This window comes from Pseudomonas sp. 9.3L (genome assembly GCF_058536285.1).
Window position 1 is genome coordinate 1,561,681 of the sequence record NZ_JBZUBK010000001.1, and the last position, 21,558, is coordinate 1,583,238.

The 21,558-nt window shown below is 60.1% G+C and carries 22 protein-coding genes, 1 pseudogene and 1 riboswitch; of the genes and pseudogenes, 13 read left to right on the forward strand and 10 right to left on the reverse strand.

All coding sequences use genetic code 11. The features are described from left to right. Positions 1–12: 12 nt before the first annotated feature. Entirely contained in the window at positions 13–1,467 is a 1,455-nt protein-coding gene (gene dacB, locus AC4LE2_RS07105) for a D-alanyl-D-alanine carboxypeptidase/D-alanyl-D-alanine endopeptidase (RefSeq protein WP_491825086.1), read from the reverse strand. A gap of 197 nt (positions 1,468–1,664) precedes the next feature. Between dacB and AC4LE2_RS07110 the strand changes: the two genes are divergently transcribed. Next, positions 1,665–2,009: a YggL family protein gene (locus tag AC4LE2_RS07110; RefSeq protein WP_491825087.1), complete on the forward strand. Its 345-nt coding sequence runs from the start codon at positions 1,665–1,667 to the stop codon at positions 2,007–2,009. A gap of 95 nt (positions 2,010–2,104) precedes the next feature. Here the strand turns inward: AC4LE2_RS07110 and AC4LE2_RS07115 are convergent, their stop codons facing one another. The 5 genes from AC4LE2_RS07115 to AC4LE2_RS07135 all read right to left on the reverse strand — a co-directional run bounded on the left by AC4LE2_RS07115 (position 2,105) and on the right by AC4LE2_RS07135 (position 5,389). After that, positions 2,105–2,728, reverse strand: coding sequence for a response regulator (locus AC4LE2_RS07115; RefSeq protein ID WP_491825088.1), 624 nt, complete (start codon positions 2,726–2,728; stop codon positions 2,105–2,107). A 98-nt stretch (positions 2,729–2,826) separates the two neighbouring features. Next, positions 2,827–4,158 (reverse strand): deoxyguanosinetriphosphate triphosphohydrolase, encoded by a 1,332-nt coding sequence (locus tag AC4LE2_RS07120; protein WP_491825089.1) that lies wholly within the window; start codon positions 4,156–4,158, stop codon positions 2,827–2,829. Between the two features lie 184 nt (positions 4,159–4,342). Then, positions 4,343–4,678, reverse strand: coding sequence for a hypothetical protein (locus AC4LE2_RS07125; protein WP_491825090.1), 336 nt, complete (start codon positions 4,676–4,678; stop codon positions 4,343–4,345). Beyond that, on the reverse strand, positions 4,675–5,073 hold the full coding sequence (locus AC4LE2_RS07130) for a phage holin family protein (RefSeq protein ID WP_491825091.1): 399 nt from the start codon (positions 5,071–5,073) through the stop codon (positions 4,675–4,677). The genes AC4LE2_RS07125 and AC4LE2_RS07130 overlap by 4 nt, the downstream gene beginning before the upstream one ends. Before the next feature lies 1 nt (position 5,074). Further along, positions 5,075–5,389 (reverse strand): ElaB/YgaM/YqjD family protein, encoded by a 315-nt coding sequence (locus AC4LE2_RS07135; protein WP_491825092.1) that lies wholly within the window; start codon positions 5,387–5,389, stop codon positions 5,075–5,077. Positions 5,390–5,568: 179 nt separating this feature from the next. Between AC4LE2_RS07135 and AC4LE2_RS07140 the strand changes: the two genes are divergently transcribed. From AC4LE2_RS07140 to AC4LE2_RS07165, 6 genes and pseudogenes are all read left to right on the forward strand, one after another. Further along, positions 5,569–5,805, forward strand: coding sequence for a glutaredoxin family protein (locus AC4LE2_RS07140; protein WP_491825093.1), 237 nt, complete (start codon positions 5,569–5,571; stop codon positions 5,803–5,805). Between the two features lie 8 nt (positions 5,806–5,813). Next, positions 5,814–6,022: pseudogene (locus AC4LE2_RS07145) on the forward strand (DUF393 domain-containing protein); the annotation flags it as partial. Positions 6,023–6,310: 288 nt separating this feature from the next. Beyond that, positions 6,311–6,637 (forward strand): transcriptional regulator, encoded by a 327-nt coding sequence (locus tag AC4LE2_RS07150; RefSeq protein ID WP_491825094.1) that lies wholly within the window; start codon positions 6,311–6,313, stop codon positions 6,635–6,637. Between the two features lie 53 nt (positions 6,638–6,690). Next, complete coding sequence (locus tag AC4LE2_RS07155) at positions 6,691–7,590, forward strand: pseudouridine synthase (protein WP_491825095.1); 900 nt, start codon at positions 6,691–6,693, stop codon at positions 7,588–7,590. A 177-nt stretch (positions 7,591–7,767) separates the two neighbouring features. Next, positions 7,768–8,160 carry a response regulator gene (locus AC4LE2_RS07160; protein ID WP_491825096.1) on the forward strand — a complete coding sequence of 131 codons (393 nt, stop codon included), beginning with the start codon at positions 7,768–7,770 and terminating at the stop codon, positions 8,158–8,160. A 118-nt stretch (positions 8,161–8,278) separates the two neighbouring features. Then, a complete protein-coding gene (locus AC4LE2_RS07165) occupies positions 8,279–10,198 on the forward strand; it encodes an ATP-binding protein (RefSeq protein ID WP_491825097.1) in 1,920 nt (639 codons plus the stop codon). Positions 10,199–10,242: 44 nt separating this feature from the next. Here the strand turns inward: AC4LE2_RS07165 and mntP are convergent, their stop codons facing one another. After that, positions 10,243–10,809, reverse strand: a complete 567-nt coding sequence (gene mntP, locus AC4LE2_RS07170) for a manganese efflux pump MntP (RefSeq protein ID WP_491825098.1) — start codon at positions 10,807–10,809, stop codon at positions 10,243–10,245. Then, positions 10,808–10,982, reverse strand: a riboswitch (yybP-ykoY riboswitch). (Overlaps the previous gene by 2 nt.) A 181-nt stretch (positions 10,983–11,163) precedes the next feature. Here mntP and AC4LE2_RS07175 point away from each other — a divergent pair. After that, a complete protein-coding gene (locus AC4LE2_RS07175; RefSeq protein ID WP_491825099.1) occupies positions 11,164–13,830 on the forward strand; it encodes a M10 family metallopeptidase C-terminal domain-containing protein in 2,667 nt (888 codons plus the stop codon). A 57-nt stretch (positions 13,831–13,887) separates the two neighbouring features. Here the strand turns inward: AC4LE2_RS07175 and AC4LE2_RS07180 are convergent, their stop codons facing one another. Both AC4LE2_RS07180 and mobA read right to left on the reverse strand, forming a co-directional pair. Then, positions 13,888–14,109, reverse strand: a complete 222-nt coding sequence (locus AC4LE2_RS07180) for a YgdI/YgdR family lipoprotein (RefSeq protein WP_491825100.1) — start codon at positions 14,107–14,109, stop codon at positions 13,888–13,890. Between the two features lie 66 nt (positions 14,110–14,175). Beyond that, positions 14,176–14,790: a molybdenum cofactor guanylyltransferase MobA gene (gene mobA / locus AC4LE2_RS07185; protein WP_491825101.1), complete on the reverse strand. Its 615-nt coding sequence runs from the start codon at positions 14,788–14,790 to the stop codon at positions 14,176–14,178. Between the two features lie 72 nt (positions 14,791–14,862). Here mobA and moaB point away from each other — a divergent pair, with 72 nt between their 5' ends. The 5 genes from moaB to AC4LE2_RS07210 all read left to right on the forward strand — a co-directional run bounded on the left by moaB (position 14,863) and on the right by AC4LE2_RS07210 (position 19,458). Continuing rightward, positions 14,863–15,402: a molybdenum cofactor biosynthesis protein B gene (moaB, locus tag AC4LE2_RS07190; RefSeq protein ID WP_491825102.1), complete on the forward strand. Its 540-nt coding sequence runs from the start codon at positions 14,863–14,865 to the stop codon at positions 15,400–15,402. Beyond that, the gene (locus AC4LE2_RS07195; protein WP_491825103.1) at positions 15,386–16,606 is read left to right on the forward strand and encodes a molybdopterin molybdotransferase MoeA; all 1,221 of its coding nucleotides are present in this window, start codon (positions 15,386–15,388) and stop codon (positions 16,604–16,606) included. The genes moaB and AC4LE2_RS07195 overlap by 17 nt, the downstream gene beginning before the upstream one ends. 80 nt (positions 16,607–16,686) lie before the next feature. Continuing rightward, positions 16,687–17,586, forward strand: a complete 900-nt coding sequence (yegS, locus tag AC4LE2_RS07200) for a lipid kinase YegS (protein ID WP_491825104.1) — start codon at positions 16,687–16,689, stop codon at positions 17,584–17,586. An 80-nt stretch (positions 17,587–17,666) separates the two neighbouring features. Continuing rightward, a complete protein-coding gene (locus AC4LE2_RS07205) occupies positions 17,667–18,596 on the forward strand; it encodes a chemotaxis protein CheV (RefSeq protein WP_491825105.1) in 930 nt (309 codons plus the stop codon). 61 nt (positions 18,597–18,657) lie between these two features. Further along, positions 18,658–19,458 carry an MOSC domain-containing protein gene (locus AC4LE2_RS07210; protein WP_491825106.1) on the forward strand — a complete coding sequence of 267 codons (801 nt, stop codon included), beginning with the start codon at positions 18,658–18,660 and terminating at the stop codon, positions 19,456–19,458. Between the two features lie 42 nt (positions 19,459–19,500). Here the strand turns inward: AC4LE2_RS07210 and AC4LE2_RS07215 are convergent, their stop codons facing one another. Next, positions 19,501–21,435 carry a transglycosylase SLT domain-containing protein gene (locus tag AC4LE2_RS07215; RefSeq protein ID WP_491825107.1) on the reverse strand — a complete coding sequence of 645 codons (1,935 nt, stop codon included), beginning with the start codon at positions 21,433–21,435 and terminating at the stop codon, positions 19,501–19,503. Positions 21,436–21,558 lie beyond the last annotated feature (123 nt).

Sequence of the window (21,558 nt, forward strand, 5' to 3'; positions counted from 1 at the left end):
TGCTTGCCCAGGTTAGGGGAGGGCGGCGGTAGCGGGTGTGCGTGGCTGGTTATAGAGGTCCAGCAATACCTGGTCCAGAATGGAGCGGGCCCCCCAGGGTTTTGGATCGTTGAGGATAGCGACCACAGCCCAGGTATTGCCGTTCAGGTCACGGCTAAAGCCTGCGATGGCCCTGACCGTATTCAGAGTGCCGGTTTTTATATGGCCTTCGCCACTCATGGCGGTTCGCTTGAGCCGCTTGCGCATGGTGCCGTCCATGCCCACCAAGGGCATGGAGCTCATGAATTCAGCGGCGTAAGGGCTGCGCCAGGCCGCTTGGAGCAAGCCTGCCATTTCACGCGCGCTTACCCGTTCGGCGCGTGACAAGCCGCTGCCGTTTTCCATCACCAAGTGAGGCGAAGTGATACCCTTTTTCGCCAGCCATTGGCGAATCATGCGCTGCGCGGCCTTGGCGTCGTCGGCGTCTGCATCGGTCCTGAATTGCGCGCCGATGGTCAGGAACAACTGCTGGGCCATGGTGTTGTTGCTGTATTTATTGATGTCGCGGATCACCTCGGCCAGGTCGGGCGAGAACGCCCTGGCGAGCAGCTTGGCATTTTTAGGCACTACGCCGTCGCGGTCCGCACCGGTGATGCTGCCGCCAAGCTCCGACCATATGGCCCGGATAGCGCCGGCTGAGTAGGCAAAGTGGTCGAGCAGAGACAGGTAGGTTTGTGAGCTGCACCCATCAGCCAACTGGCCGCTGACCACCACGTTGATGCCATCGGGCTGAGGTACAGAGTTGTAACGCACTTCACCCGTGCATTTGGAACCGGCAATGGCCTTGACCTGGTTGTCCAGATGAATAGTGCCAATAGGCGGCTCGGCTGCCACCGTCACCCGGCCGCCGTCATTGCGCGCGATGAAACGTAGGGCTTTGAGGTTGATCATCAACGCGTCGGGCTTCACCAGGAAGGGTGCGTTTTCGTCGTTGCCGTCATCGTTGAAGGGGGGCAGTTGTGGCTGCTTGAAGTAACTGCGGTCCAAAACCAGATCGCCGGTCACTTGATGCACGCCGTTGGCGCGTAAATCACGCATCAGCAACCAGAGTTTTTCCATGTTCAGCTTGGGGTCGCCACCACCTTTGACATACAGGTTGCCATGCAGCACACCGTTGCTCAGCGTACCGTCGGTGTAGAACTCGGTCTTCCATTGGAACGTCGGGCCTAGCAGCTCCAGGGCTGCGAAAGTTGTAACTACCTTCATGGTAGAGGCGGGATTGACCGAGACATCTGCGTTGAACAGGGTGGTAGCGCCGGGGCCGCTCAGGGGGATCAACGCCAGTGACAGGGCATTGTTCGTCAGTTTGCTGGCTTTGAGCGCCTGCTCCACCTTGGGCGTAAGGCCTGACGTAGCAGCGTAGAGTGGGGGGGTAAAGGCCAGGAGTAGGCTGGCGGCGACGAACATCGGACGCAGGTGTTTAATCATGAACTGATAGCCTAATGCGCGCTGAAGATTGAGAGCATGAAAAGATGAAGGCTCCCGCTAACGTTGCGCATTATGCATGATGCGTCGCTGGCCTCGGGACCGGCCGTAGGAAAATTTCACTCCTGTGGCAGGTTAGCCGGTAATTACCAGGCCAAACTGCTACAGTGCCGCGCTTGAAACTGACGAGGATACAGACTATGGCTACAAACCGTTCCCGCCGCCTGCGTAAGAAACTGTGCGTGGATGAGTTCCAGGAACTGGGCTTCGAGCTGAACCTTGAATTCAAGGAAAACCTCAGCGAAGCGGAGATCGATGCGTTTCTGGAGGCCTTCCTTAAGCAGGCAATGGAAGCCAACGGCGTTGATTACGTAGGCGGGGACGACTTTGGCCTGGTATGCCTGGCCAAGCGTGGCTCGGTCAACGAGCAGCAGCGTGCTGCCGTCGAGGCATGGCTCAAGGGCCGTGACGAGCTGACCAAGGTCGAGCTCAGCCCGCTGTTGGATGTTTGGTACCCAGAAACGCCGGTCAACCCTGCCGCTTGATGGCTTGACCCTGTCTAGCCCGGCCCCGCACAGATCGGGGCCGACAAGGCGCTGCGCTCGGCTGCTGTGGTTCCAGCATGCGCGCCGCCTTGGGGCTAGACCACACCGTTACGCTTGGCAACCTCCAGTAGTTCGACCAGCGACCCCGCCTTGAGCTTGTGCATCAAGCGCTTCTTGTAGGTGCTCACGGTTTTATTGCTCAAGAACATGCCCTCAGCAATTTCGCGGTTCGTGCGCCCTTGAGCAAACAGTTGCAAGACCATCAGTTCGCGGTCGTTGACGCTGTTGAATAACTGCAGCCCTTCGCTTGCCTCTAGGCCCTCGGGGGTTACCAGTGCCTGGCTGGGAAAGTAGGTATAGCCGGCAAACACTGCACGCACTGCACTGACCAGCTCAGTAAGGTCTTCTACCTTACACACGTAGCCAGCTGCGCCCAGTTGCATGCACCGGCCCGAAAACAACTGAGGCGCTTGGGCAGTCAGGACCAGTACGCGCCAAGGCATGCCCATGGCCTGGAAACGTGCCAGTACTTCAAGCCCGTCAAGCCTGGGCAGGCTGATGTCCAGTATCACGAGCGTAGGATTACATTCACGTAAGAGGCGCATGCCGTCCACACCGTTGTCGGTTTCTCCGATAACCTCGTAACCTTCATTTTCCAGCATCATCCGTACTGCCAGACGAATGACCGGGTGATCTTCGATGATAAATACCGAGCCCATTCCTGCTTCCTTACTGCGATAAGGACCGGGACATTAGCTCAGTTGGTGAGCGGGCAGAGGGCTTGCCCGCATTTATCAGAATTTCCCCCGCTTGGCCGTTAAACCGGTATGGCTCGCCCGGTCATTTCGCTGGCCATTTCACTGGCATAGCTGTCTGTCATGCCCGCGATGAAGTCGATCATGCGCAAAAACGCAGTATGCAGCGGCCATGAAGGATGGGGGGCATTGCTGCCCATGAGGTCAAGGATGCGCTGGTTCTTGAAAGACAACGGCTTTCCACTGTGCTGCTCCAGCGCCGCACCGCAGAACGCATTGAGTAGTACTTCCAGAGTGGTATAGGCACCTATCTCATGAAGGGTCTTGCGTTTGTCCTGGAAAATTTTCTGGCGTGCGATGTCTTTGGCGCTCAATACACAGCGTTTGGCAGGGCCATTCATGTGCTCCACCAGGTCACCTGTGAGCGAGCCTGCCAGCAGCGCGGGCTGTTGTTCCACAAAAGCTAGTGCAGCCGCGTTGGTCAGGTGTTCGATAGCTTTGCCGCGCAGGATGGCCAGTTTTCGGCGCCGTGAATCCCCTGGGCCCAGCAAGCGGTACGTCTCTGGCACGTCGTCGCCCACCAGCCCTAGCAACAGGGCTTCAACCTCGGCGTATTCAAGCAGGCCCATTTCCAGCCCATCTTCCAAGTCGATCAGGGCATAACAAATGTCGTCTGCCGCTTCCATCAGGTACACCAGAGGGTGGCGCGCCCAGCGTTGAGGTTCGAGCAGGGGCAACCCCAGCTTGGTAGCGATTTGTTCCAGCAGCGGCAGCTCGCTTTGATAGCAGCCGAACTTGTGCTTTTTGTACCCTAAGGAATCTGCATGCCGTGCGGTCCAGGGGTACTTGAGGTACGTGCCCAGGGTGGCATAGGTCAGGCGCATGCCGCCTTCGAATTGGTGGTATTCCAGCTGCGTGAGTACGCGCAGGCCCTGAGCATTGCCTTCGAAGTTGAGAAAGTCCAGGCGTTCGCCGTCACTCATGCTATCGAGCCAGCCACGGCCTGCGGCTTGTTGGAACCAGGAACGGATAGCGTCTTCACCTGAATGGCCAAATGGCGGGTTGCCGATGTCGTGGGCAAGGCAGGCCGATTGCACCACCATTCCCAGGTCTGCCGCATCACACCAGTCGGGTAATTCATCGCGAAGCGTTTCACCTACGCGCATGCCAAGGCTGCGCCCCACGCAGCTGACTTCCAGTGAGTGAGTAAGGCGAGTGTGGATATGGTCGTTGCTGGACACCGGGTGAACTTGCGTCTTGCGACCAAGGCGGCGAAAGGCACCCGAGAAGATGATGCGATCGTGGTCCTTGTGAAAGGGCGTGCGACCAGGCTCGTCTGCGCTGTGTAGGGGTTTGCCCAAGCGTTCGCGAGTAAGCAGTGTTTGCCAATCCAAGGCACTTCTCCGTCAGAAATCGAACACTGCCAGCATCGCCCTATTGCTGAGCGGCTGCAATGTGCAAAGGAGTGTGAGTCTGTAACGAGGGCTGAACGGCCTGAGCCAATGGCACCGCTGACCTGCCCCTTTTTGAGGAGTAAGTCAGCGCGTCACGTGAAGATCACTGGCGGGGGTACCAGATTTAATGACGATTGGTGCTCTTAAGCAGCTTGAGCAGCGGTACCAGGCTTACGCCCAGCTTGATAAGCCTCGACGCCGAGCCGATGCCACCCTTGCGCGCGCCTTTGCCCGAGAAGAACCCAAGCAGGCTTACCAGGCCAACACCCCACAAAGGGGCGTGACGGACGCGCAGGTTCTTGTTCAAGCCTTGGCCCATGTTACGCAGCCGAGAGAAGGGGTTAACCAGCTGTTTGGCACCCTGGCGGATTTCCTGACGGTGCATTTCCATACGCAGGCGAATAAGCGCCTTACGCACGTCGCGACGGTTACCGCTGCTTGTAGGGTTATGTCCAGTCATGGCAACAGGCGCTCCCGGTCATTGGCCAATTCTTCAAGCGTTGCATGGAACGGTGAGGACTCGTCAAAGATGGCAGCCTTGAGTTTGACGGCACAAAATATCCCAGCCAGGACATAAAACACACACAGCCCTACCATGCCTGGAATGCGGTAGTTCTCCCATAGCAGGATCAGGATCAACCCTGAGAGGGCAACCAATGCCAACAGGGCAAAGACCAAGGCCAGGCCGGCGAACAACAGCAAACTAAGCGTACGGGCCTTTTGCTCTTGAAGCTCGATGCCCAATAGCTCGATATGGCTGTGCAACCATCCCAGCAATGCGCCACCCAGTCGGCGGCCGTGAGTACCTGTAGTCTCTCCTGCCGGCGGTGGCAGGGAATCGCTGTCGTGGTTCATATCAGCGCCTTGTAGCCAGCAGGCCTACTAGAAAACCGATGCCTGCAGCAATGCCCACTGCGGGGAGCGGGTTGGTTTGAACATAATCTTCAGCAACGACCAGCGCCGCTTCGCCCTGCTCACGCAGCTCGAGTTGGGTCTGCTTGAGCACCGCTCGGGCCTTGATCAGGCTGGTTTTGATCTGCTCGCGCAGTTCCTGCGCCTGCTCACCGGCGAGGGTGGCGGTGTGTTCGAGCAAGCGTTCGCTGTCACGAATCAACGTCTGAAAGTCAGCGGTCAGCACGTCTTGTGCGGTGTTGATGGTATCGCGAGTCATGGCATCCTCCTTACATGGGCTTAGGGCTTCGAGTGCCGTTGCGTCAGCAAGGTTCAGCGCAGTGAAAGGACATTTTGCCGATCAACGGGGTTGGGTGGGCCTAAGTCGCCAGGCCCTGGCTGAAGCGACGTTCAACAACTAGACTTACCACGCCCCGCTTTAAAGGTTAGCTCAATGCCATGTGCCCTGAATGCCAACTGTTTGTGATCATCAACTGCCCCCGCTGTGCGTTGGCAGAGGCTGCCTTGCTGCCGCTTATAGAGCATGGTCTGTGGGTTGAGTTGATCGACCTGCATGATGCCGCCGGTGTGCCGCCTGATTACGAAGCGCGGGCGCCTCTCCTGCGCAGGGCAGATACCGGCGCAGAGCTTGAGTGGCCATTCGAGGCCGATCAGGTGGTTCGCTTTTTGACGTAACCTGTTGCGCTGCAGGCTTGGGTGCCTGGGCGGCCCCCTTGTTCTGGCGTTTTATAAGGCCGCTACTCAACGTAGGTTATCGACTCTTTTGCCGCTGGCGTCCGCACCTGTCTGGCTCCCTCACCCCGATGGCGGTGCTCGCTGCCGCAATGACAGCTGCGCTATGCCGGGCCCTGACCGGGCGCCACATGACCGGCCCCCGCGCGATAGCCACTAACGTATCGCTGCAATCTTTAGGAACACTCAGCGTAACGCTTCCTCATTGAGCTCCAAGTGGTGGGGTAGGCAAGATAGAGGTCGCCGGTTTTAGCTTAGGTCGGTAATAGCCTCCCCTAAAGCCCGCAGGCAGGGGCTGGTGGTATGTCTTCATAGGCGGGTGTAGAGAACGTAGCCGGGAATGGATTGTGCGAGCAGGTGAATGGCAGCGTTGCGTTTACCACCTGTTGTTTATATGCTGTATAAAAATACAGTATCAAGCAGCTTGCGCCAGTATTAAGGAAGCACCGTGATCAATATTCAGCAGCTCAAAGCCAGCGTGAACGGCATGTCGCCCGACGCTGTTTCAGGCGCCGTGCTGGGCCTGCGAACGGATGGCCTGGTCATGGAGGGCAAGACACCGTTCGGCAAGGTGCATTTCAACGCCTGCTTCGCTGAGATAGAAGCCTTGTTTCAGCGAGCGGGCTACCACCAGCGCCTGGACGTCGTGGGCTTTCAAGGCCTTGCCTATGCATTGTTCGACCCTGCACGTTGGGACGCAGTCGAGGTATTACGATGGCTGCAGGCGCAGGCCAAGGTAACGGCGTCAGGCCAGATACACAGCGTAGTGCTGTAAAGGCAGGCGTGGGCAAGGGATAATCCAGCCCACTGATGCAATGGACCCCTCTGATGCCTGCCAAGCCCTTCGACCCTTCTCATTCTCAAGCCAGTACGCTATGTCTGCCTAGCGGCGTGTGGGTTTTCGTACTGGACTGTCTGGCGGACCATTTCCCGGCGGTTACACGAGCACAATGGGTTGATCGCTTCGCCCGGGGCAAGGTGCTGGATGCTCAAGGGCAGCCGGTCTCGTCGCAACAACCTTACCGCGCAGGCATGCGCGTGCATTATTACCGAGAGGTGCCTGCCGAGCGTGTCATCCCAGTGAAAGAGCAGGTGCTGTTCCAGAACGAGCACCTGTTGATTGCTGACAAACCACATTTTCTTCCGGTCACGCCCGCAGGCGAGTTCGTGGAGCAAACCCTGCTCCGCAGGCTCATCAAAACCACAGGCAATACTCATCTCGTGCCGCTGCACCGGATCGATCGGCACACAGCCGGGCTGGTCATGTTTTCAACTAATCCAGACACCCGTGGCGCCTATCAGCAATTGTTTCCCATGCGCCGTATCGACAAAACCTACGAAGCGGTGGCTCCGGCTTTGCCAGGGCTCTCGTTTCCGCACATTCGGCAAAGCCGAATCGCGAGAGGGGTACCGTTCTTTTGCATGAAGGAGGTCGCCGGCGAGCCTAACAGTGAAACCCACATACAGGCCGAGCCCTCGGATAGCGCCCTTTGGCGCTACCGGCTATCACCCATCACCGGTCGCACCCACCAGTTGCGGGTACATATGGCAGCGTTGGGCGCACCTATCTGCAATGATCCCTTCTACCCTGAAGTGATGCCGGTTGGCCAGGTGGACGATCTCTCTAACCCGTTGCAACTGTTGGCCCGCGCACTGGCGTTCAACGATCCGCTGACAGGCCAGGCCCGCTCGTTTCATAGTCAACTGCACTTGCTGTTAAATCGCTAGCTACCGATCTGGTGAGGTTAGTGCCTTCGCCACCGCATGCTTTACGGTCTACGACGTGTTATACGAGAGTTGTACTGCCTCGTTGACTATCCACGCAGGTGTTCAGGAAGCTGTACAAAGCGTGTATCTGGTCGGCCACCCGTCTCCAAGCGAGGGTGGGCGTGTGATGATCCCGATATGACCCTCTCCAGTGCGTTGCCCGAGCCTCTCAAACCTATCGTCCTTGTTGTAGAAGACGACGAACTCCTGCGTTCCTTGTTGATTGAAGTGATCTCTGAGGCAGGTGCGCGCGTAGAGGCGGTGGGCACGGTGGATGCTGGCTTGAAAGCCTTCGAATCCTGCCAAACCCTGGGCCTTATCGTCACGGATGTGATGACACCTGGCCGCCTGACCGGTTGGGACCTCGCCCATGCGGTGTACGCGCAACGGCCTGAGTTGCCTGTCATCATTACCAGCGGCTATTCGGCAAGCCCGAGCTGTGAGCTTCCCGCCAATGCCTCCTTTTTGCCCAAGCCCTGGTCGTTGATGCAGCTGACCGCGATGGTCAAGGCGCGTTTCTCTATCGGCTGACGTGTGGCGCTGCCCATTCCGGCCTACGCCGAGTTAAAGGCCGGGCAGGCGTGGTCGATAATGTGCCAAAGGGTAGCAAGCTCTGCCGCCCGCCTGATTGCCTACCTGGAGTCACCCCTTGCCCACCCCGTTCTCCGCACTGCTGGCCGTTACCCTTCGGCTCGCTCGCATCGAGCATAATCGGCCGATTCGCTATGTGGGCACTGCCGTGGTGATCGGCCTGTGCTGTGCGCTGAGGGCGCAGCTACCCAGTACGGCGTTGCCTTATCTGTTTTTCATCCCAGGTTTAATGTTTTCAGGCTTTTGCTTTGGGGTAGGGCCGTCGGCATTAGGGACGGTCATTGCAGTGCTGTCCGCGCAATATCTGTTCATAGGGCCAGTGGGCTTTGACCGTAACTGGACTGCTTGGGCAAACACCTTGAGCTTTGGTGTGGTGAGCTTCGTCATGGCGGTGGTGTGTGCTTTTTTGCGCCAGAGCCTGAACAGCGTGTCGCGAATCAATCAACGCCTGGAAGAGGAGGTGGAGCGCCGCACCCAAGAGCGCGATGGCGTATGGAACGTATCTCCCGACCTCATCTGCGCGTTGTCAGGTAAAGGCGAGCTGTTAGCGATGAACCCTGCGTGGTCGGCTAACACTGGCTGGACCGAGCTTGAGTTGAAAGGCGGCACCTTCTCGGACTTTATTTCGCCCCTTGAGCTAGCCGACGCCTTGCGTGGGTTGAGCGAACGTGGGGCGGTAGAGCTGGATACCGAGGGCTTGCGAAAAAACGGCGCGCGCTTGCACTTGAACTGGCGTATCGCGCGGCGGGACGGCAAGTATTTTGCCGTGGCCAGGGACATTACTCAGGCCAAAGAGCGGCAGGAAGCGCTGGAGCACGTGAGTTCTCAGTTGCGCCAAAGCCAGAAGATGGAAGCCATTGGCCAACTTACCGGTGGGCTCGCCCACGACTTCAATAATTTGCTAAGCGTGATCAGTGGCAGCCTGGAGCTGCTGAACCTGCGAGTTAGCCAAGGCCGCATCGAGGGCCTGGAGCGCTACATTGGTATGGCCCAGAGCGCGTCGGTGCGGGCAGCCGCGCTTACTCATCGGTTATTGACCTACGCCCGGCGCCAAACCCTGGACAGCAAGCTGATCGAACCGGCAGCGCTGGTGCGGGGTATGACCGACCTGATTAGCCGCACCCTAACACCGCGGATCGAGCTCACGCTGGTATTGCCGCCGGTACCGCTATGGTGCTGTTGCGACGCGCACCAGTTGGAAAACGCCCTACTGAACCTGTGCATCAATGCCAGGGACGCCATGCCCCAAGGCGGTAACCTGACGGTGAAGGTCAGCCAGGCCACGGTCCGTGCGCCAGTGGTAGGCGCGCCGCTCACTGCTGGCGACTATCTGTTGATCCAGGTAACGGACACCGGCACTGGTATGCCCATCGAGGTGCTGGAGCGCGCCTTCGATCCCTTCTTTACCACCAAACCTCTGGGCGCAGGCACAGGCCTGGGCCTGTCGATGGTGTATGGCTTCGCGCGTCAATCCTCTGGGGACGCGCGGATCGAATCGGTGCCTGGCAAAGGCACGACGGTGAGTGTGTTCATGCCGCTCTACACCGGCCCCTTACCGGAAACGGCCAGTCACTCGGTTGCCGAAGGGCTAGTGCCCAATAAGCTGGCCCAAGGGCAAGTACTGGTGGTGGACGATGAGATGGCTATCCGTACCTTGGTCAGCGAAGTGCTGGAGGAAGAGGGCTATGAGGTGTACAAGGCCGATGCGGCGCAAGGCGCCTTGGAGCAATTGGCCCGGTTTCCGGAGTTGAAACTGATGGTCACTGACATCGGCATGCCGGGGGGCATGAGTGGTGATGAGCTCGCCACCCGTGCCCTGCACGCGCACCCTGGTTTGAAGGTGTTGTTTATCACCGGCTTTTCGGAAAATGCAGTGCCTGCAGCGGCATTCGATCCAGGGCAAGTGCAGCTGCTACTCAAGCCCTTCACCTGGACAGACCTCAAGGCCGCAGTTGATACATTGATGACGGGCGCCTGAAGAGCGCCCGCAGGCTTCCGTACCCCAACCGCGCAGGGCGATGGTCAGGCCGCTGACAAGTGCTCGTAGAGAATCGTGGCACCTATGACGATCAGTACCAGGCCGCCGACAGTCTCTGCGCGCTTGCCCACCAGGGTACCCAGCACACGCCCCAGCATTACCCCGAGGGTCACCATCAGGGTAGTTGCCAGGCCGATGGCTGAGGCGGCCACTAGAATATTGACGTTGACGAACGCCAGGCCTACGCCTACAGCGAGGGCATCGATACTGGTGGCCACGGCGGTGGCGACCAACAGCATCGCAGAATGACGTTTTGGCTTCTCGGCTTCCTCCACCTCCTGCTTGAGCCCGTTGTAGATCATATGAGCGCCCAAGCCCAGCAGCAGGCCAAAGGCGATCCAGTGATCCCAACGTTCGACCCAGTGGCTGGCCGCGCGCCCGATGCTCCAGCCAATGATGGGGGTAATCGCCTCGATCACGCCAAAGATAAGCCCGGTACGCAAGGCATCACGCAGGCGTGGCTTGTGCAGGCTGGAGCCTTTGCCGATGGCTGCCGCGAACGCGTCAGTGGACATGGCAAGGGCTACGAACAAAAGGGATAAAGGGTTCACGGTGACGTCCGGCCGGGCACTGAGTCAACGACACCGCCACACGCCCGACCTTAGGCATGGAGGTATCGCTGGTCTCGCCAACCACGACGGTGTTCGTACCACGGCTTACGGCCGAGAATGTTGATACGAACGCTCCAGGATGCAAGTCCTGGGCAGGCTACTCCCCAACGGGGTCCCTAGTGGGGCGGTGATGGTGCCATTGGGGTTGTGAAAAAAACGTCTGTGGTCTGAATCACGAACCCGGTGTAGCCGCAGCGGTCACAGAGCTGCCGCTTACCTTGCAGGTGAGCCTGATAGTCAGGTCAGCTTCGCGGTTGTCGTTCGGCGTTCTTTTTCTACTAACAGGGCTGAATAATGACCACGACCTTTAATGTGATGGACTTCGGTGCCAAGGGTGATGGTGTCGGCGACGATACCCTGGCCATTCAAAAAGCGATCAATGCCGCCGCGAAGGCGGGCGGCGGGGAAGTGTATCTGCCCCACGGCACCTACATCGTCAGTGGCGCCAACAGTGACGGCGGCTCGCTAACCCTCAAAAGCAACGTGACGCTCAACGGCGAACGCATGGGGCTGACCACCCTCAAGCTGGCCGACGGTTCCAGTACTGACGTGGCGGGGCTGATTCACACCGTAGCCAATGCCAACACCACAGGGGCGACCATCAGCAACCTGACCCTGGACGGCAACAAGGCCAACACCAGTGGCACGGTAGATGGCATCGTTACCGGTAGCGCGACCGGTGACAAGGCCCATACCACAGGCCTAAGTGTTGCGGGCGTGGAGTTGCAGAACTTCAGTGGCGACGGGCTACGCGCCCAAGCGCTCACGACAAACGCGCGGGTGTCTGACAGCTTGGCCCATGACAACGATGGCGACGGTTTTGCCACTGAGTTCAAGGTTGAGCAGGTACGCCCAGACGACATCACCTTCAGCGACAACAAGGCTTATCGAAACCAGGGTGACGGGTTCGATATGGTCGGAGGCGTTGGAAACTCCAGCCCCTTTACGTTTTCGAGCAACGACGCGTACGACAACGCTGGCAATGGGGTCTTGCTGACAGGGGTGGCCTCGCAACACCTGTTCGTGCAGGGCGGCATCGTGGGTGGCACGGTGCATGGCAACGGTGGTGCCGGCATTCAGATTCAGGGGTTCCAAGGCATTGGTGTGAGCCACACTGAAGTTTATGGCAATGGCAAGGAAGGCATTGCCTTGCTCGGCACCGACTATGCGGCGGTTTACCAGAACTACATCCACGATAACGCGCAGCGTGGCCCTGCCGCAGAGATCCTTGTGGATGCCTTCACCAACGCTCAGGGGCAGGCCTACACCGCGGATAAAAACTACGACCTGGCGGACAACGTTATCGTTGGCAGCGACCAGTCAACCTATGGGCTGGAAGATCGCTATGCTTCCGAGGGCTCCTATTACCGACCGTTTTACGGCAACGTCATCAGCCACACGCAGCAGGGGCAGGCGATCAGTGATATTGATCATATGACTGCTAACTCCCAAAAGATCACCTTTACGTTTTTGGGCAGCGACGGCGCCGACCACCTTGTGGGTACGCCGAGCACAGAAGTGATGCACGCAGGCCGCGGCCGCGATGTGCTGGACGGCGGGGCTGGCAATGACGTGCTAGACGGGGGGCAGGGCGCGGACCGCCTCACCGGCGGCTCGGGCGATGACGTGTTCGTGTACGCCCGTCGGCAGGACAGCTACGCCAGTGCTGCTGGCGATACCCACGACCGCATCCTGGACTTCGATTCGGCCCACGACCAGCTGGACCTTACTGCTCTTCGCCTCAAAGGCCTGGGCGATGGCCACAACGGCACGCTGCAGCTCAGCTATAACAGCAGCAGCAACACCACCTACCTGCAAAGCCTGGACGCCGACGCCGATGGCTACCGGTTCAAGCTGGCGCTGAGCGGCGATTACCAAGGCAGCCTGACCGACGCTAATTTCTACGGCCGCTGGGTCGGTAGCAACCGCGCCGATACCTTCACGACCACTCGCGAGGGCGGTGCGCTGCTGATAGGTCGCGAGGGCGACGATACCCTTGGTGGCGGATCAGGGGACGACCGTTTGCAGGGCGATGCCGGTGCAGACCGGCTAACGGGCGGTGAGGGCCACGACACGTTCGTTTACAAGGCGCTGAGCGACAGCTATATCAACGATAACGACGGTAGCCGGCACGTTGATCTGCTAATGGACTTCAGCCAAGGAGCGGGCGACCTGATCGATGTCTCTGCGCTAGGTTTCACCGGCATCGGGAACGGCCACAACGGCACATTGACCTGGTCCTATAGTAGCGATACGGGGCTGACCACGATCGAGTCCCTCGACGCCGACGAAGCCGGTAACCGCTTCGCACTCACCCTGCTCACGAGTGGTTTTTTGAACGATAACCGGGGCACCACCGCTGACGCCTTCATTCTGGCGCCCTCGATACCCGCTCCCAATGCCGAGCGGGAGTCTCATGGCGGCTCAGGTACTTCCGGCGGTCCGCTGAATGAGCGGCGGGTGGGCGGCGACAGTTTCGATGCCCTGTGGGGCGGTGCCGGTGACGACGTGTTGATTGGCGGCGGTGGCGCTGACCAGTTGCATGGCGAAAGCGGCGCCGACACCTTCGTGTACCAGAAGGTGAGCGACAGCTACCATGGTGCCGCTGATCTGATCGGTGATTCCTTGTTCAGCGACTTTCTCGTATCAGCAGACCGTATCGACGTATCAGCCTTGGGGTTCACGGGGCTAGGCGACGGCTACAATGGCACTTTGAAGCTCACCTATAGCGCTAACACTGACCGTACGTATGTGCAGTCAAGCGAAGCAGATAGCGCTGGGCGTCAATTTGAGGTTTCGCTCGCGGGGGATTTCAAGGCAACGCTGACGGCGGACAACTTTGTGTTTGCCGCCACACCGCCAGCGCTCGACACTGCAGTGGCAACCGCAGCCATGCCGGCTCACAGTGAAGTAACAGTGCTAGGGCTGGCACACCCTGACTCGACGCTCACCCTTTCATAACAGCGATACCAGCGCCCTCAGCACATTCAGACGTGCGAGAGGGCGCTGGGCGAAGCGTTACAGCTCTTTAACGGTACGTACCTGGTCTTTATTGACCCGGGTCTGCTTGCCGTCAAGCTGCTCGATTTCGTAGAACCCGGAATCATCATCGTACTTAGGCGTGTCAACCGCCTGGATTTCACGGCCGTCGTTGAGCGTGATGACCGTGGGCGTGGAGCATCCCGCCAAGGTGGCCAGGCCAGCTGCGAGCAAAAGGGCGGGAAGGATCCTGTTGGACATGTCGTGTCTCCGGAAAGGCTAGTGTGTGTTAACCCCGTTAAGACGCAGCGGGCCCGAGCAAGTTCCTCACGCGAGTGAGTCCTGCGCATCGCCTTGGGTCTGCATCAGCAACAGGGTGTTGAGGTTGCGCAGCCGGGGGTCGTCGGCCGGGCAGTCCAGCGCTTGGGGCGTATGGGCCAGCAGTACGCGTCGAGGGCTTCGCTCGCCCTGGGCCCAGGCACTGTCGAACGCTGCACGCAGGGCGCACGGCACTACGCACAACAAGGGCTCCCATTTTCCTCCCTGGCGAACGATCAAAGGCACCTCAGGCTGCTGCGCATGGGCGGCCAGCATGGCACACAGCAAGGCATCGTCCACGCCGGGCACATCGCAAGGCAGCACCAGCAGCCGGGAATGCCTGGCCAGCGCCAGCCCTGCGCGCAACCCGGCCATGGGCCCTGGAAACCCAGGCTCGCTGTCTGTGGCTAGCTGGTCGGCGTACGGGGCGTAGCGATCTGTATTGCGGTTGCAGGAAATAATCACATCGTCCGTGAGTGGCCGCACCCGCCTGTGCAAATGCTCGATCATGGCCGTGCCTTTCCAGGGGAGCAGGCCTTTGTCCGCGCCTCCTACTCGTAAGCCCTGGCCACCGGCAAGCAGCAGCACAGAGGGTGGTAGCGAGGTGGCAGGTTGCGAATCCATGGCGGGCTCAAGGCGAAGGGAGGGTGGCTGTGATATAACACCCGGCGTTTTCCTCAACAACTGGAACGTGCCATGAGTGCCAAGGCCGACGCCCCCTTTGTATCCCTCAATATTGCTGTATTGACGGTCAGTGACACCCGTACCCAAGACACCGATACCTCCGGTCAACTGTTCGTAGACCGTTTGACCGCTGCCGGCCATGGGCTGGCAGCACGGGTACTGCTCAAGGATGACCTCTACAAGATTCGCGCTCAGGTGGCCACCTGGATTGCCGATGACGAAGTACAAGTGGTGCTTATTACCGGCGGTACCGGGTTTACCGGGCGCGATAGCACACCGGAAGCGGTGGCGTGCCTGCTGGACAAACACATCGACGGTTTCGGTGAGCTGTTTAGACAGATTTCAGTCGCGGATATCGGTACCTCGACGGTTCAGTCCCGCGCGCTCGCGGGCCTCGCCAACGGCACTTTAGTGTGCTGCTTGCCGGGATCGACCAATGCCTGTCGCACCGGCTGGGATGGCATATTGGCCGAGCAATTGGACAACCGTCATCGCCCGTGCAATTTCGTGCCGCACCTCAAGCAGGCTACCCCGTGTGGCACCCGTGGCTGAGCCAGGCCAGCGCGGCCTGATGCCGCTGGGCGACGCCGTCGAGCGATTGCTGGCAATGGCTGACGCCACACCACTGGTCGGCAGTGAAACCTTGCCCCTGGAGGCCGCCGATGGCCGGGTACTTGCCGCGCCGCTTATTGCCCCTGCGGACCTGCCCGCGTGGCCCAACAGCGCCATGGACGGCTATGCGCTCGCCAGTGCTGACGGGGCCGGCGAGCCCATGCTGGTCTCTGCCCGCATCCTCGCCGGGCATGCCCCTGGGGCGCTTCAGCCTGGAACCTGTGCCCGTATCTTCACCGGCGCGCCATTGCCTGAAGGCGCGGACTGTGTGCAGATGCAAGAAAACGCTCAAGTAGGCGCCGATGGCCGGGTGGTGTTCACCCAGCCAGCACGTGCAGGCTTGAACGTCAGGCCCCAGGGGCAGGAATGCCGGGCCGGCGACCGCGTGCTGGAAGCAGGCACTCGCCTAGGGCCCATCGAGTTGGGCCTGGCGGCCACCCTCGGCAGGGCGCTGCTCACTGTTAGGCGCAAAGCGCGCGTTGCGGTGCTGTCAACCGGCGACGAACTGGTGGCACCGGGCATGCCTTTGGCCCCAGGCCAGATTTACAACAGCAACCGGCAATTGCTGTGCACTTGGCTGGCCCGCAGCGGGTGTGAGGTCATAGACGCAGGCATCGTTGCTGATGACTTGGCCTTGACGCGACATACCTTGGCCGAGCTTAAGGGTGTAGATGTGATCCTCACAACAGGCGGGGTGTCCGTTGGCGAAGCAGATTTTCTCGGCCATGCGCTGCGTGAAGACGGTGAGCTGGCCTTATGGAAGTTGGCGATCAAACCAGGCAAGCCACTGACTGTGGGCCACTACCAGGGCACGGTAGTGATCGGGCTGCCCGGCAACCCGGCGTCTACGCTGGTAACCTTTGCGCTGCTGGCGCGGCCTTACTTGCTGCGGCGCATGGGTTGCGCTCAGGTGCACCCTCGACGCTACGACGTGATTGCAGGTTTTTCATGGCCGGTAGGCAGCCGCCGGGAGTTTCTGCGCGCGCGCATCGAAGGTGGGCGAGCCCAGCTGTACCCTAATCAAAGTTCGGGCGTACTGCGCAGTGCTGCCTGGGCCGACGGGCTGGTGGAGGTGCCTGAAGGGCAGGCAGTGGCAGAAGGCGACCCGGTACGCTTTATTCCCATGAGTGAGCTGCTGACGTAAGAATCTCTTCAGCGCCTGGCGCTTTTTCAGCCTGCCCGTGGTCACATCCCCAATGGCTGATTCTGCGAAAGGGTAGACGAATGCATACACGTAAGGCATGGCTGATTTTGCACGGCAAGCAAGCGCTCAATGAAGACGTACGCGCCGCCGTGAACGCTAAGCGCGACGAAGGCTGGGAGATCGCCGTGCGCCCTACGTGGGAAGGGGGCGACGCAGCCCGTTTGGTGGAAGAGGGTATTGCTGCAGGCTATCCCACACTGATCGCAGGCGGCGGCGATGGCACCTTGCGCGACGTGGCCGAAGCGTTGGCGCTCAGTCAAGGCGACGCCACCCTGGCCCTGTTGCCACTGGGCACCGCTAACGATTTCGCCAGGGCAGCTGGGGTTCCGCTAGAACCCAAGGGCGCGCTGGCCTTGCTTGACCAGCCTGCCCGGCCAGTGGATTTGGGCGAAGTAGGCGGCCAGATCTTCTTGAACATGGCCACGGGTGGCTTTGGCAGCCAAGTGACAGCCAGTACCTCTGAGGACCTCAAAAAGGTCCTGGGGGGCGCGGCGTATCTGTTTACCGGGCTGTCTCGCTTCAGTGAACTACGTGCGGCCTCCGGCGTACTTCACGGCCCGGACTTTCGCTGGGAAGGTGAACTGCTGGCTTTGGGCATCGGTAACGGTCGGCAGGCAGGCGGAGGGCACGTACTGTGCCCCACGGCCTACGCAGACGACGGCTTGCTGGACGTCAGCATACTGCCTGCCCCCACCGAAGTGGTGTCTACTCTCAAAGAGCTGCTCGCCGGCGGCCTGGGGCTAGATAACCTGTTCATCCGTGTCCGCCTGCCGTGGGTAGAGATTCAAAGCGCCCAAGGGTTGGACATCAACCTCGACGGTGAGCCCCTACAGGGTAATGACTTGCGGTTTACGGCGCGGGCCGCTGCTATTCGCGTTCATCTGCCACACAACTGCCCATTACTGGGCAAGCCCGACTAAGCCGCCGTTGGCACGGGTTCAAGTTTGAGAGGCGGGGGCCGATAGCCCGTACATGCCTCATCCAACCCGTAGGGACTTCCATGGCCGGTATTCTTGACAGCGTCGATCAGCGCACCCAATTGGTGGGGGAAAACCGCCTAGAAATCCTGATGTTTCGCTTGGCGGGGCGACAGTTATTTGCGATCAACGTGTTTAAAGTGCAGGAAGTGCTACAGCTGCCAAAGCTCACGTTGATGCCCCAACGCCATACGTATGTGTGCGGAGTGGTCAACCTCAGAGGGCAAACCTTGCCCGTGATTGACCTGTCCCAAGCCATCGGCATGCGCCCATTGCAGCCAGGGCCGGACAGCACCATCATCGTGACTGAATACAACCGGTCGGTGCAGGCGTTTTTGGTGGGTGGTGTGGATCGCATCATTAACATGAACTGGGAGTCCATCCTGCCTCCACCCGCCAGCGCGGGGCGACAGCACTACCTCACGGCAATTACCCGGGTAGAGGACAAGCTGGTAGAGATTATCGACGTCGAAAAGGTACTGGCGGAAATCGTGCCTTACAATGCGCGCGTGTCCAAGGAAAAGCTTGAAGACGCCATGTTGGCCAAGGCCCGCGGTCGGGAAATTCTGCTGGTAGACGACTCCACCGTGGCCCTGGCGCAGTTGCGCGATACCTTGTCCCAGTTGGGTGTGGTGCTGCATGTGGCGAGCGATGGCCTCAAGGCGCTGCGGATGTTGCAAAAGTGGGCCGATGCCGGTGAAGACGTATGCAGCAAATTGCTGATGGTCTTTACCGATGCTGAAATGCCTGAAATGGACGGTTATCGGCTGACCACCGAGATTCGTCAGGATCCCCGCCTGAAGGACCTGTATGTGGTGCTGCATACGTCCCTGTCGGGGAGCTTCAACGAGTCCATGGTCAAGAAGGTCGGGTGCGATAACTTCCTGTCCAAATTCCAGCCCGACCGCCTGGTAGAGGTGGTGCGCCAGCGCCTGGAAATGGAACACGGTTAGGCGCAGGCCTTGGCTGTCATCGGTTAAGCTAGGCGGGCCCGTACTTATTTAAGGTTCGCCCATGCGTTTATCTGCCCTCTACCGCTACCCTATCAAATCCATCCTGGGCGAAACCCTGGCGCGTTCTGCCGTCGACGCCTTGGGGCTGGCAGGGGACCGTCGCTGGATGTTCGTAGACGAAGCGACAGGGCGCTGTTTGACTCAACGCACTCTGCCTGTACTGGGCACCGTCTCGGCGGTGTACAGGGCTAATGGTGGGCTGGTGCTGAAGGCTCCTGGCTTAGGCCAGGTCCAGGTGCCATTACCCGGCACTGACAGCGCATTGCAGGGCGTGGTGATCTGGAAAGACACCCTCCGCGTGCCTGATGCCGGCGACGAAGCCGCACGCTGGGCATCGACGTTAACAGGCCAGCCCACTCGGCTCGTGTTTGTGCCTGAGCAGCGCGCCCGGCCCCTTGGTGCTGGGGATGGTGAGCCCGGCGATCGGGTGGCCTTTGCCGATGGCTTCCCGTTGCTACTGATCAACCAGGCTTCTGTGGATGACCTGTCTGAGCGGGTAGGGCGCGAGATGCTGATGCAGCGGTTTCGCCCAAACCTTGTAGTGGAAGGGGCCCCCGCGTACGCCGAAGACGGCTGGACGCGCTTGCTGATCGGTGAGGTTACGTTCCGGGTAGCCAAGCCTTGCGCCCGTTGCATCATGACGACCATCAACCCTGATACTCATGAACGCGACGCCGACCGCGAGCCCCTGAACACGCTCAAGGGATACCGCAAGCGAGAAGACGGCATCATGTTTGGACAGAACCTGATCAGCGAAGGCAGCGGCACACTGGCCGTGGGCATGCCGGTTACCTTGCTATAACGAGGAAGCGCGCCTGATGGCTGTCAGGCGCGACGTTGAGGGTCAGATGTCGTCGAAGAAGCGTTCGTGCCAGTCCACGATAGGTTGCGGCGTGTTGAGCTTGGCCCCGTAGATAACGGCATACGACAGCACGTTCTGCACATACTGGCGTGTTTCGTCGAAAGGAATCGATTCCACCCAGACGTCGAAGCTCAGGTGGCTCGCGCCCCGCAGCCACTGCCGAACCCGCCCTGCACCAGCGTTATACGCGGCCGACGCCAGTACCCGGTTGCCATTGAACTGGCCGTGCACCACGCTCAAGTAGGCCGCGCCCAGCTGAATATTCTTATCCGGGTCTATCACCTGCTGGGGCGAGGCCAAGGGAATGCTGAACTTGCGGGACGTTTCCTTGGCGGTTGCAGGCATCAACTGCATCAGGCCCATGGCGCCCACCGGGGAGCGGGCATCATCCATGAATGCGCTTTCCTGGCGCGTGATCGCGAATACCCAGCTGGCATGCAAGCCACGCAACCTGGCTTCACGCAACAACGCATCCCGGTGCGCCATAGGGAAGCGAATATCCAGGTCGTCCCAATACTGCGCCTGGCTAATGGTACGAATGGCCGGGAAGTACCAGCCCATGTCATAGGCCAGCTTGGCCTGAGCTACCATCTGGTCGCGGTCGAAGTGCCGCGACACGTAATACCACTCACGGCGCCCGTCCACGATCTGCCCGCGCTGGTAGAACTCCAGCGCACGGCGGATGCCGGGGGCGGTACGTACGCTGTTGATCTGGGCTTGGGTAAGCGCAAGCGGGCGGTTGGTCAGTTGATAGGGCACTTGAGCGCGGTCAGCTGCCAGGAAGCCGTAGAAGTCACGCTCCTTGGCCACTGCCCGGTATAGCACAGGCACCTGCGGGTCGTTCGGCCGCGCCAGCTCCAGCGCCCGCGCTTCCCAATACTTCCAGCGGTTCGTGCCGGCAAGGCTGGCGGGCAGGCGGCGAGTAAGCTCGTAGGCATCCTGCCAGCGGCCGAGGCGAAGTAGCAGGCGCAAGCGCCATTCGCTGACCGTGTCGTCTCGTAGCTCCGGGTCGTAGCGGGTCATCAGATCCAGAGCGCGGCTATCGTACCGGCGCGCCAGGCCAAGCCCGATATCCTTGGCGATGGCGACTTTTTCTTCAGCGGAAAAATGCAGCGTTGCCGCGTAGGTGTCCAGCAAGCCTAGTGCTTTGTCCGGGTCTTGCTTGGCCAGGCGGCGCAAGCCTAGGCCGACTACGTCAGCCATGGCCTCGTTGGCAGGCACGAACAACCCTGGTTGGTCCAGCAGCTCTGGCTTGCGCGCTACGTCGAGCAAGCGCTGGCCTTGCACACCCAAGGTGGGCAAGCCGCTGACCAGGCTGGTGGCCAGCGTGTAGTTGCGGGCCTGCGCCGCCAGCTTGGCGCGTTGCCAGCGCTTGGCCTCGGTCAGTTGCCCCTCTGCGGCCCAACGCCCGAACAGGGGGTCGCACGCAGTGGGGCGATCCTTGCCGCTGAGCCACAAGCGCTCCGCGTTGGCATAGCCCGCAGCGCGCAGGCTGGGCTGAGTGAGCTGGTACTGCCCATACAGGCAATCAAGCTCGGTGAAATTGAGTTTGGTGTCGTAATACCGCACGAAGGTAGGCCAATCGCCGCGCTCGGCCAGCATGCGCAGCCAGCGCAGTTTCAGCCAGTTGATTTTTGGCAGGTCGCCATGGGCCTGAATGAAGGCTTCGATTTCTTCGTCGCTGGCACCGGGCAGGCGGGCGGTAAGCTCGTCGTAGGCCAGGTAAGGCTCAAGCGGGTAATCCACCAGCATGGCCTTGTATTGGAAGTAGGGCGCGCTGTTGCCCTTGGCCAGCGCGGCCTTGGCCTGATCGTAGTATTGGCGCTGGAGGGCCAGGTCACCGGCATGGGCGAGGGAGACGAAAGGTACAACCGCAAGCAGTAACGCGGGAACGAGGCGGGACAGACGACTGCGCATGAGACTTCCGGTAAGCGTACAGATTGGCGGCTAGCTTAGCCTGTTGCCCGCTGCGTCGAAAGCGCACCCAGTGTTTCAATAGATGCCGCTCGGCGCTTGCTGTGCCTGACGGGTACATAAGGT